The organism is Bradyrhizobium uaiense (genome assembly GCF_010811875.1).
GTDB lineage: Bacteria > Pseudomonadota > Alphaproteobacteria > Rhizobiales > Xanthobacteraceae > Bradyrhizobium > Bradyrhizobium uaiense.
In genome coordinates, this window is record NZ_VKHP01000039.1 from 37,212 (window position 1) to 47,088 (window position 9,877).

Below are 9,877 nucleotides of genomic sequence, written 5' to 3' on the forward strand. Positions count from 1 at the left end.
GTGTTGACGACAAGTGACGATCGCCCGGCTTGGCTTGAAGCCGGGCGATCGCAGCGATCACGAAGCCGCTGGCCGATCGCCTAGGTTCAACTTGCTCTTGTCGCCACCCGCCCACGCCAAGGTCTTCGGGTCCATTACCCGGAACCAGAGCGGCGGGATCGCAGCCAACCCGAACATGCCGGTGTAGCCGTTCGGCAGCCGCGGGATATCGTCGAAATCGCGCAGCGACTGATAGGGGCGCATCGGGTTGGCGTGGTGGTCGGAATGACGTTGCAGATGGAACGTCATCAGGTTCGAGACGATGTGGTTGGTGTTCCAGGAGTGGCGCGGCTCGACCGCCTGGTAGCGGCCGTTCGGAAGTTTTTCGCGGAGCAGCCCGTAGTGCTCGACATAGTTGGCCTGGGTCAGCGCGTACCAACCGAGGAAATGATGCGCGACGATGAACGGCGCGACCTTCCAGCCGAACAGCGCAATCAGGATGGCGGCGACGATAAGCGTCAGCGCGAAGCCCTGCAGGATCTCGTTGTTGATCGACCAGACCGGCTCGCCGCGCCGGGTCAGCCGTTCGGCCTCGTTGCGCCAGCCGCGCTTGAACGCGCCCGGCAGTTCGCGCGTGGCGAACGTATAGATCGATTCACCGAACCGCGCGCTGGCGGGGTCTTCGGGTGTTGCGACCCAGGTGTGATGGCCGCGATTGTGCTCGACGCGGAAATGGGCGTAACCGACCGCACAATTGGCGAGCATGCCGAAGAAGATGTTGAGCCTGTCCGCCTTGTGGCCGAGCTCGTGCCCGATCAGCAGCGCGCCGCCGTTGATGGTGCCGACGCCGAGCAGCAGGGCGACATAGGACCACCACGGCAGCTCCTGCGTGCCGAAGAAGGCGATCAGCGCGACGTAGTTGATCCAGGGAAACACCACGGTGATGCGCGCGAGCCGCAGATAATACGGGTCGGCCTCCATCGCCGCGACCACTTCCGCCGGCGGATTGTGCGTGTCCTCGCCGAAGAGGACATCGAGCAGCGGGATCAGGATGAAGATGAAGACGAAGGGGATCAGCGTCACCAGCGGATTGTTTGTCCGCAGGAACAGCCAATAGGAAAACAGCGGAATCAGCGGCGGGATGAACGAAAGCATCCACAGATAGCGTTTGCCGTCCCGGTAGGTGATCGTCTCGCCCGCAGCATTGGTGCCCGTGAAGATCATCGTATTCCTCCAGCGTCTCCTCGAAGCGGCGTTCGCCGTCATTTCGCCAAGCATGCCGCGACGTGGGCCTGCGCGGCCAGTTCCCAATAGGCCAATTTTGTGGCATTTTGCGCCAAGTGGCTCAGCTGGACGCTCGCGCGGGAGGGGCGCCGACGCAATGCAGGGATCGGAGGCAGATGCGCTTCGCACGCCGGTGTCTGCGGCCTACGCACGGGCGCTGGTGCGGGCATTCGGCAAGACGCGGAGCGAGCGCGACGAACTGCTCATGGGCACCGGAATCCAGCAGGACACCGTCGACCAGCCCGGCGCGCACATGCCGGTGTCGTCGCTGGTGGCGCTGGCCGCCAACATCACCCGTCGACACGGCGAGCTGTGGCCGTTGTCGGCTGCGGCGGTCTGGTCGACATCGTTGCAAGGTGCGCTCGATGTTGCGACCCGGACAGCGCCGACCATCGAAGATGCGTTGAGCACCGGCGCCCGCTTTGGGTCGACCCGCGCGCCGTTCGTTCGCAACCGGCTGCGCCGAACCGCGCGCGCGATCCAGATTGAGATCACTCCTGCGGTGGCCATGGAAGGCGCGCTGTGGCGCGCCGTGGCGCTGGCGGTGAGCCTCAACGTGCACGCGGTGTATGTGCAGCTGCTCGAGGATGCGATCGGCCAGGCGACGCTGCAGTTTCCCTGGCCGCCGCCCGCCGGCGCGGAGCGGCTGGCACAGCACTATTTCTGCGCCGTGAAATTCGACGCCGCAGCCTTCATCTTCGAGGTGCCGAAGGCGCTGTGTGCGCGGCCGTCGCCGTTTGCCGATCCGGAATTGCACGCCAAGGCGATCGAGGCGCTGGAGGCGATCGAGAAGCCGCGCTCGGACACCGCGGCGCTGACGCGCATGGTCGAGAGCCTGATTGCGGCGCGGCTGCCGCAGCGCCTCGGCGAGGAGGAAGCAGCGCGTCTCGTCGGCACCTCGCGGCGGACCTTGGTGCGGCGGCTCGCGGAAACCGGCAGCGCCTTCCGTCCGCTGCTCGACGGCGTGCTGCGCGAGCGCGCCCGCACCATGCTCGCGGCGGGCAGCCAGTCGCGCGACGAGACGGCGGCCGCGCTCGGCTATACCGATGCAACGAGCTTCAGCCGCGCCTGCCGGCGCTGGTTCGGCGATAAGAGCTTGCGCAGCTAGCTCAGCAGCGCGCCTTGGCGTGGCTGTGCAGGCTCTTCACCCTTCGACAAGCGATGTTGGGAGGCTGACGGGTCGTTGCGCTTGTGCTTCGAAGTCCACACGACGAACGGGTAGGCCAGCAGCGCCAGATAGCTGGAGGGCATTGGATAATCGACGCCAAATGCCTTCGGATCCTGCCCCTTTGGAAGGTAGGCGGTCCCGAACAGCACATCGCAGAACGAGAACAGCCCTGCGAAGTTCTTGTCCCTGGCTGCCGTCTCGCTGCTGTGGTGCCAGTGATGAAATTCCGGCGACACCAGGACGTGGCGCAGCGGTCCGTAATTCAGGCGGATATTGGCGTGAACCAGCCAGGCCTGCCGGGTGCCCAACAGCGTCAATAGCGTCAATAGGAAGGAAGCCCAAGCTGAACGAGCGTCAAGCGGGAGCGTTAATCGGCGGGCGGGTCATCTCGACCAGATTTTTGGCGCCATGAATGGCTTGATGTGTAGATCGACGTGCTGCTCATCGCTGCGTGTGCGCTACCCTTGGCTAGCTCCTAGCCTTAAGCCAGATCTCGACCAGCAGGTGGCCCCATTTGGGGACGCTCAAGGGGTCTCGGCTCTTTGTCCCGGATCGTCGCAAACTCCGCCAGATGCCTGCGGCGGATCAAAAGTCCCATGCAGCCGACGACTACTAGCAGTGCTCCGGCGATCATGAGCCAATGCGGCAATTGCAATGACAGCAAGAAGTCCTTTGCCATTGTCACTCCAGAACGTCGTACTCAAATGCTACGCCCTCAGGGTCGTTTTCCTCTAGCCATTTTTCAGCGACCTCGATCGTTGCGAAGACCTTGATGTGGTTCTCGTCGCCGACCTTTTTCGCCGCGTCCGTGTAGATCCAGACAGTTTTCATCGCATCAACTGACCTCGCTCAACCGCAACTTGGTGCCGACAATGTGCTGCAGCAGCATATGTCGGGTGCCAACTGTGATCCGGTCTCGTTGGATGGTCGTCCTGCCCGGCGTGGTAGGCCTGCATGTCGGCACCAAACTGCTGGGTCGGCGGGATCTCGATCGGCTTTCGGGGAATGGGCATGCCAGAGATAGAGACCGTGGCTTTCGTCGATGGTCGCGCGTGAGCGGTGAAAGTTGTTGTGGCTCGCCACAAGACCAACCGTGCCAGATCTATCTGCCGGTCAGTGCATGAAAGCCACCATCAGCGCAATCGTGACCAAGACGTATGTGCTGGTAACGGTGATGCCGAGGTATAAGCGCTCCATAACGGCCTCGCTGCCATTCAAGGTGAGGTGCCGCCCCCTCGTTGTTCATCGTAGCGTTTGCTGCGCGCCGCGAAGTTGGAATTTCGACTTACGGTGGCTGTACGGGAAGAACCATCGGGATTAGTCCTTGTGGGCCACCCCAGTTTTGCGCCGATCCCGCCTGTCGCTGACGCGCGCGATGGGCTAATTCAGCGACGGTGCATCCAGGGCACCGCGACTTGGAAATCGTTGCTTGCTCGCATCAAGGATCAGAACGTTCGGAATGGTCATTGGCTGGCTGGCGCTGGCCTTTATTGCGTTTGCCACACTTTCCCCGATCGGAGACCGTCCCTCGTTTGCGGCTGATCCGCATGTCGAGCATTTCGCCGCGTTCGCGGTGATGGCATTGGCCTTTGTGGTAGGCTATCCCCGGCGCGCTATGCTGGTCATGCTCTTAGTCGTTTTCAGTGCGTTCACGCTCGAAACAATGCAATTGCTAACCCCTGACCGGCATGGCCACCTGGCCGACGCAATCTTCAAGGTTGCAGGAGGCCTCGCCGGCATCGGAGCGGGCCAGCTCCTACTGCTCGTTCTGCGCAACCAGTCCCGCCGGTGACTTCAACCGATGAACTTCGCGCACGGCCAAGCAGCTTCTCCATGGGGAGAAAAGGCGCCTTGCTGAAGCGAGCATGACAGTCAGACGCTGACGGCCACAGTGATGATAGAGGTGTCTGGATGACCATGCCCTCCCTCTCGCCACCGTCAACTGGCCCATGGCGTACGCTTTCACCATACAGCGCATGCCAGTTCAAATGAGGCATTCGTTCGGGAGTTGATACCGTGCCTCCGCTCTTCCTAGCTTCGCTTCAGACGAGCGATCCTCTTGTAGTCGATCCACAACTCGACGAATTCATGTTCGTCCAAAAAATCCTCAGCTCGGCGCTTTGCCTCTTCGTCGTCATTGCAACGAAGTTCATACGTTGCGCGCGCGACGCCGGCCGGGTCTACTCCAAATGCCACGTAAGGTTTGCGTTCTTCAATCATTTTGTCCCCACGACCTAATGGCAGTCCGATTGACGCAGCTCGGCGTCCGAAGGTGTCATTGCAATCGATGAATTTCAAAATAACGAAAGAGGCCGCTGGCCGCTGAACAGCGGCCTCCTGGACCCCGATTTCAAATGAACGTCTTGGAAATAAAGTCGCCACCGGAGATCCGGTATCAGTAGAGGGCAAATGCGCAACGCAGTGAAGTCCAAACACGCCCATCCACAAGGGGAACTGTTGTGACGTTGCGAGCACGACACACTTCTGTGACCTCGGAGCCAAGTGGAACGCTCGAGATCTAGCTGCGCAAGGCGAGATAATAGTCGAGTTCGACGATGATGATTGCTAGGTGCCGCACTACGATTGATCGGAACGGACCTCGCGTCGAAGGACCGCAATCAGCAGCGAACTTGCATAGCGAACCTCAGCGCGATCTCCAGCGGCTTTCTGGGAGGGGACATCGGTCGAAATATCGACATGGGGCGTTCGGCACGTGTGTGCAGGTTCACAGAAGCGTCGAAGGCCAAGTGCTATACTAAGAAGATATTGCGGTCGTTCATATTGCTGACGGAGTCTACGATGAATTGCACGGCACCGATGCAGCCAAGGTTCCTCGTTCGAAAAGGAAGCACCGACTGGATGGTTTACGACCGACAACGCAAGGGGGCGGCCCAATTGAACGATTACAGTTTGGCTGAGAAACTGACGAAGGAACAGGCCGAGCAGATTAAGCAGAGGTTGGCGACCTGGAACCCTCAGCCTGCTTGAACTAGCCCGAAACGCCCTTCGCTAAGTTGATTACCTCGCCCCGTCCGGCCGAGTATCGGCTCACGAAGCTTGCCGCAGGAAACGCATTTGAGGTGCGCCGAGATGTCGTACCAGTCTCCGTCGGGAAGGTCGGAAGGCTTCAGCCGGCCGTTGTGGTGTTGGCAGCCGACGCAAAACACCAGCACCGCGGCCCGATCCGTCTAAAGGGTAGTCGCGGGGTCAAGAGGCGGACGAGGACCTCGAAGCGTCTTTCGATGCCCAATGAGGACCGGGACGAGCGGCCCGAATATATTGCGCTTGAGGCACATACACAGATTTTAAGAAAGAGGAGCCGGCGCCAGGGCCCGTACGCCAGCTCCTCCGAAACGGAGACCGTAAGACGTTCCCCAAACCGGTCCCGTCCCTCCGAGAACCCTGCGCCGACCTGCTTGCTGATTTGCTAACGGCCTCGCTCGGCTAGCCCTCGACAGACGGCGAATGGATATCGTTTTCCGGCAGGCTGGGCGGGAGTAACCCTTGATGGCGTTGCTTAGGGGCGGAATGAGCAGCGGTATCGGAAGTAGTCTGTCGGCTCCCGATCCTTACACCCCACCCGGTCGGGAGTTGACAGAATGGCGACCTCGGCGCGTCGGGGGTCGCTCCTCATTTTGCACATCGCAGTTCAGAACAAACGCCAAACCGCCTTGTTGCGCGGAGTGAGTTGAAGCGGTTGGAATGTCTTGATTTTGCTCGCAGCGTTAAGCTTGCTCGCAACACGAAACGATCATCCAGAACGAAACCAGTTCGTCCTAAGCTATTGTACGATCGATGAAAACGCTGGCGCGCTCGGAGAGATTCGAACTCCCGACCCTCGGAATCGAAATCCGATGCTCTATCCAGCTGAGCTACGAGCGCGTTGCGGGTCGATTATCAGACTTGGCCGACCGGGGCCAGCACAGACGGCGCGGTGTCCTGCCGGCCTGTCGCTGACCTCAGAAGCAGGGGTGCCGGCGGTGGTCCTGGCCGATATAGGCGGCCGCGCTCTGGTAGCATTTGTTGGAGGAGGGGCCGTCGTAATAGGCGAAGCTGCCGGCGGCCAGGCCCGGGCCATAATTGTGCAGGTAGCTGATGTGGTAGGGCAGGCCCCAATGAGCGTGGTGGTGATGCCGGTGGTGGCGCGGACTGGCCGAGAGATCGGCCGCGGCCGCCGGGGAGAGGGCCGGAACGGCGAGGGAAACAGTCACGGCGAGGGCGGCGAAAAGCTTGGTCTTGGTCATTGGCGGCCTCCGGGCATTCGCGCTGGAATCGGCCTGTCCAGCCGATCCAAAGCCTTTAGCAGTTCATTTAACCCGGAATAGGGCCGAAAGCTGCGGGAAATCAGCCACAGCGCGCCAAATTTTGCCTTTTTGAGGATGCTTAACGGATTGCCAACACAGTCCGGCCAGAGTCTTGGGGTCAGGTCCGCCCGGGCCGCCTTTCCCTCGGTTTAGAACATTTCATGCGCATCACGCCCCTTGTCGCCTTGCTGCTCTCGGTTCTGGCGGTCACGCCGGCACGAGCCGTGCTGCACATCACGCGCGACCATGGCGGGTATGTCGAGGAGTACAAGGCCAAGTACAAGCAGATCCGCGACCGCCGCGAGCGCGTCGTGATCGACGGCATCTGCAACTCGGCCTGCACGCTGGTGTTCGGCATCGTGCCGTTGAACAAGATCTGCGTGACGCCGAAGGCCAGCATCGGCTTCCACCAGGCCTATTACGACAAGGCCTTCACCTTCGGAATCAAGGTCACCAGCCTCGAGGGCACCTCCGACCTGATGTCCTACTATCCCGACACGGTGAAGGACTGGATCCGCCGCAATGGCGGGCTCACCACCGAGATGAAGAAGATCAAGAACGGCATCGATCTCTGGAAGATCGTCGATCCCTGTCCGGAAGAGTGGTAGGGCGCCAGGTCGCTTGTGCGCCGGCGAGCTGCGATCAGAACGGGCTGAGCGCCGGCCGGCCGCCCCGACATTGCCGAAATTCACGCGGTCGCCCTGGATGCTGCCGGCCTGGAATGGGTCGTTCGCGTCACTCATGAACCGTTCATCCACATGGTGCGATTATCCCGGTAAGCGAGCCTGACGGCCGCGTCTCAGCTCGCGCGCACGGGAGACTGCGATGGCAACCAGATCCAATCTTTCGAAGGCTGAACTCGCGCGCAGCGTTGCCGGCGCCACGTCGGCGTTGGTGCTGAGCGCGCTGGCCTTGTTCGTCGCCGCACATCATCTGAGCGGCGGATAGGGCGGACGGCGTGTCCGCCAGCCAATCATGAAAGCAGGAAGGTCCCGATCAGGAGGCCGGCCGCGAATGCCCAAAGCCCGAGGGTACAGGCCGAGATGACCCGGACCAGATTGCGCAGATCCACGTCCTGCCAGTTGCTGTGGGATCGATAGGTCAATTGCAGGCACCCCCTGCGGCGGCCGCCTTTGCTTCCGGCCGGCAGCCTGTTCCCGATCAGTGCCCAAATGAAGGCAACCAATGGTGGTACCTGATCACGCATTTGCGAGGCAGCGCCTCAGGCGCCCGGGTATTGCCGCTCGCCGGATTTGCCCATCGTGCGACCGGGGGCGGGAGGTTGCGCCGGCATGTTGTGCCGGTGCGGCAGTGCTGATGGCAGGCCTTGGCAACTTCGCCGGACGCGCCACGATCTGATGCCCGTCGGTTGTATGCGAGGGGGACGCGGGTTACAGAAAGCTGGCTTGGCAAGGCAACAGCCCGGGGAAGTGTCGTTGAGCATATCTGCCAATACCCGCATCGTGATCGGAACGACGCTCTTTGCGTTGGCGTCGAGTGCATTCCTTTATGCGCTTCCTCCGAGTCCGATCGACAGAGACCTGCTCCGCGGCAGCTTCTACTGGTTGCAGGGATATGCGTACCAAATTCCCGTCAAGTACCTGAACGGCGAGCTCAACGCTGCTCGATTGTATGAAGATGACAAGCTGCTCGGCCCGGCAAATAGCGACCGGGAGGAGATCGCCACCAAAGGCGGCGGCCGATTCCAGCTCTTCCGGGACAGCAAGAGCTTCTTCGGCCCGGTGTTGCTGCTCTCGACGAGCGACAATACCAACCCGAACACGAACGGCCGGAAATATCACCTCAAGTGACGGTCAGCGCTGTGGTCGAACCGAGACCCGCGTCGGTCACATGAAGCCCGGGTTGCGCGGCAGATACTGGGCCCAGTTGCCAAATTCTCACGACGACATCAGCAGCATCGGACACTTGATCCGCATTCGCAGCGCCATCGTAGTATCAAGCGCCGCCTTGCTAGCACCGGGCAGGAATGCCGATATCCGTGAGGCATCGCTCTCGGCCGCCAGGTAGAGCGCTGTTCTCAAAGCGGGAGCGACCGCGTGCGGCTCCGTGACTGCGAGCGGCCCGATATGACCGCCGGCGTCCACGTAGGCGTAGCCGATCCAGTCGTTTCCATCGAGGAGATTGAACCCGGTCGCGGCGCCGTCATTGATCAGATAGCGATGATGCTTTTCGCGTGAGACCCCAAGGATCCGCTCGTCCGCTTGCGCAAGGCGGCGCAGGGTCGAGGCCTCCGGCCTGAGCGGCGTGACGTCGTATCGTGGACCGTGCAAATGGCCGATCACCTGCTCGCGCGATGCACTGACATTGTAGATCGGAAATCGCGGAAGCAGGCCGTGACGGATGTAGAGCCCCTGCGACACCGTGTTGAAGCTGAAGGTGATGAGCACCCTGTTGGACGCGCCTGATGTCTCGGCGTGCGCGATGGTTCGCTTGATCAGTTCGTTACCGATGCTCCGACCCTGCTGATCCGGCGACACGAACACTTTTCGCAGGGACGACAGTTTTGGCGGCGATTCCAACAAGATTCACGATTGCCGACTGCCTCGTCTTCGGGCAATGACGACCTGCAATGAACAAGAGCTTCGAGGAAACTGCCGCTCGTCTGGCGCCGGCGATCTTTGTCGTGCTGTGGAGCACGGGATTCATCGGCACCAAATACGTCATCAACAATGCGGAGCCGCTGACCTATCTGGCGATCCGGATGGCGTTCGTCGTGGTGGTGATGACGGTGATCGCCGTGGTCGCGCGGCCGAAATGGCCGGACCGGACAGGCGTCTTCCACAGCGCGGTGGCCGGCATCCTGGTGCACGGCTTCTATCTCGGCGGAACCGCAATTGCGATCGCACATTCGATTCCGGCCGGGCTCTCGGCGTTGATCCCGGGCCTGCAGCCGATCCTGACCTCGACCATCGCCAACCGCTGGCTTGGTGAGCGCGTCACGCCGCTGCAATGGGGCGGGCTGGTGCTCGGCCTCGCCGGCGTCGTGCTGATCCTGCACAACCGGCCGATGACGGGTGAGGCGGGGTGGGGCTGGCTCGCCTCCGGCGTCTCACTGATCTCGATCACGCTCGGCACGCTCTATCAGCGCCGCTACTGCAATGCGATCGACTGGCGCGCCGGC

Annotated in this window: 13 protein-coding genes and 1 tRNA gene; 6 read left to right on the plus strand and 8 right to left on the minus strand. The window is 61.6% G+C overall.

What is annotated here, in order from left to right; all coding sequences use genetic code 11:
• Positions 1–57: 57 nt before the first annotated feature.
• Positions 58–1,203 carry an alkane 1-monooxygenase gene (locus FNJ47_RS12510; protein WP_163153395.1) on the minus strand — a complete coding sequence of 382 codons (1,146 nt, stop codon included), beginning with the start codon at positions 1,201–1,203 and terminating at the stop codon, positions 58–60.
• 157 nt (positions 1,204–1,360) lie between these two features.
• Between FNJ47_RS12510 and FNJ47_RS12515 the strand changes: the two genes are divergently transcribed.
• Positions 1,361–2,371 (plus strand): helix-turn-helix domain-containing protein, encoded by a 1,011-nt coding sequence (locus FNJ47_RS12515; protein WP_163153397.1) that lies wholly within the window; start codon positions 1,361–1,363, stop codon positions 2,369–2,371.
• Here the strand turns inward: FNJ47_RS12515 and FNJ47_RS12520 are convergent.
• A complete protein-coding gene (locus FNJ47_RS12520) occupies positions 2,368–2,757 on the minus strand; it encodes a sterol desaturase family protein (protein WP_163153399.1) in 390 nt (129 codons plus the stop codon). The two genes, FNJ47_RS12515 and FNJ47_RS12520, sit on opposite strands and share 4 nt — an antisense overlap.
• 355 nt (positions 2,758–3,112) lie before the next feature.
• Positions 3,113–3,262 carry a hypothetical protein gene (locus tag FNJ47_RS49830; RefSeq protein WP_165445659.1) on the minus strand — a complete coding sequence of 50 codons (150 nt, stop codon included), beginning with the start codon at positions 3,260–3,262 and terminating at the stop codon, positions 3,113–3,115.
• A 628-nt stretch (positions 3,263–3,890) separates the two neighbouring features.
• Here FNJ47_RS49830 and FNJ47_RS12525 point away from each other — a divergent pair.
• Positions 3,891–4,223: a VanZ family protein gene (locus FNJ47_RS12525; RefSeq protein WP_163153401.1), complete on the plus strand. Its 333-nt coding sequence runs from the start codon at positions 3,891–3,893 to the stop codon at positions 4,221–4,223.
• Positions 4,224–4,462: 239 nt separating this feature from the next.
• On the opposite strand, the gene FNJ47_RS51155 is transcribed toward FNJ47_RS12525, so the two are convergent.
• From FNJ47_RS51155 to FNJ47_RS12540, 3 genes are all read right to left on the minus strand, one after another.
• The gene (locus tag FNJ47_RS51155; RefSeq protein WP_235999844.1) at positions 4,463–4,906 is read right to left on the minus strand and encodes a hypothetical protein; all 444 of its coding nucleotides are present in this window, start codon (positions 4,904–4,906) and stop codon (positions 4,463–4,465) included.
• Between the two features lie 1,330 nt (positions 4,907–6,236).
• A tRNA-Arg gene (locus FNJ47_RS12535) sits at positions 6,237–6,313 on the minus strand.
• A 77-nt stretch (positions 6,314–6,390) separates the two neighbouring features.
• The gene (locus FNJ47_RS12540) at positions 6,391–6,675 is read right to left on the minus strand and encodes a hypothetical protein (RefSeq protein ID WP_163153403.1); all 285 of its coding nucleotides are present in this window, start codon (positions 6,673–6,675) and stop codon (positions 6,391–6,393) included.
• Positions 6,676–6,896: 221 nt separating this feature from the next.
• On the opposite strand from FNJ47_RS12540, the gene FNJ47_RS12545 reads away from it, so the two are divergent.
• A complete protein-coding gene (locus tag FNJ47_RS12545) occupies positions 6,897–7,343 on the plus strand; it encodes a hypothetical protein (RefSeq protein ID WP_163153405.1) in 447 nt (148 codons plus the stop codon).
• Positions 7,344–7,560: 217 nt separating this feature from the next.
• Entirely contained in the window at positions 7,561–7,683 is a 123-nt protein-coding gene (locus tag FNJ47_RS53190; protein ID WP_274613371.1) for a hypothetical protein, read from the plus strand.
• Between the two features lie 25 nt (positions 7,684–7,708).
• Here the strand turns inward: FNJ47_RS53190 and FNJ47_RS53195 are convergent, their stop codons facing one another.
• Positions 7,709–7,840, minus strand: coding sequence for a hypothetical protein (locus tag FNJ47_RS53195; protein WP_274613372.1), 132 nt, complete (start codon positions 7,838–7,840; stop codon positions 7,709–7,711).
• Positions 7,841–8,171: 331 nt separating this feature from the next.
• Here FNJ47_RS53195 and FNJ47_RS12550 point away from each other — a divergent pair, with 331 nt between their 5' ends.
• Positions 8,172–8,546: a hypothetical protein gene (locus tag FNJ47_RS12550; RefSeq protein WP_165445660.1), complete on the plus strand. Its 375-nt coding sequence runs from the start codon at positions 8,172–8,174 to the stop codon at positions 8,544–8,546.
• 87 nt (positions 8,547–8,633) lie between these two features.
• On the opposite strand, the gene FNJ47_RS12555 is transcribed toward FNJ47_RS12550, so the two are convergent.
• Complete coding sequence (locus tag FNJ47_RS12555) at positions 8,634–9,278, minus strand: GNAT family N-acetyltransferase (protein ID WP_347341659.1); 645 nt, start codon at positions 9,276–9,278, stop codon at positions 8,634–8,636.
• Between the two features lie 47 nt (positions 9,279–9,325).
• Between FNJ47_RS12555 and FNJ47_RS12560 the strand changes: the two genes are divergently transcribed.
• Positions 9,326–9,877 (plus strand): DMT family transporter (locus FNJ47_RS12560; RefSeq protein ID WP_163153409.1); only part of this gene is annotated, 552 nt, incomplete at its 3' end.

Bases quoted from the DNA above. Each gene is read 5' to 3' on its own strand.
- FNJ47_RS12510 (WP_163153395.1), bottom strand. From the start codon at position 1,203: ATGATCTTCACGGGCACCAATGCTGCGGGCGAGACGATCACCTACCGG.
- FNJ47_RS12515 (WP_163153397.1), top strand. From the start codon at position 1,361: ATGCAGGGATCGGAGGCAGATGCGCTTCGCACGCCGGTGTCTGCGGCC.
- FNJ47_RS49830 (WP_165445659.1), bottom strand. From the start codon at position 3,262: ATGAAAACTGTCTGGATCTACACGGACGCGGCGAAAAAGGTCGGCGAC.
- FNJ47_RS12525 (WP_163153401.1), top strand. From the start codon at position 3,891: ATGGTCATTGGCTGGCTGGCGCTGGCCTTTATTGCGTTTGCCACACTT.
- FNJ47_RS12540 (WP_163153403.1), bottom strand. From the start codon at position 6,675: ATGACCAAGACCAAGCTTTTCGCCGCCCTCGCCGTGACTGTTTCCCTC.
- FNJ47_RS12545 (WP_163153405.1), top strand. From the start codon at position 6,897: ATGCGCATCACGCCCCTTGTCGCCTTGCTGCTCTCGGTTCTGGCGGTC.
- FNJ47_RS53190 (WP_274613371.1), top strand. From the start codon at position 7,561: ATGGCAACCAGATCCAATCTTTCGAAGGCTGAACTCGCGCGCAGCGTT.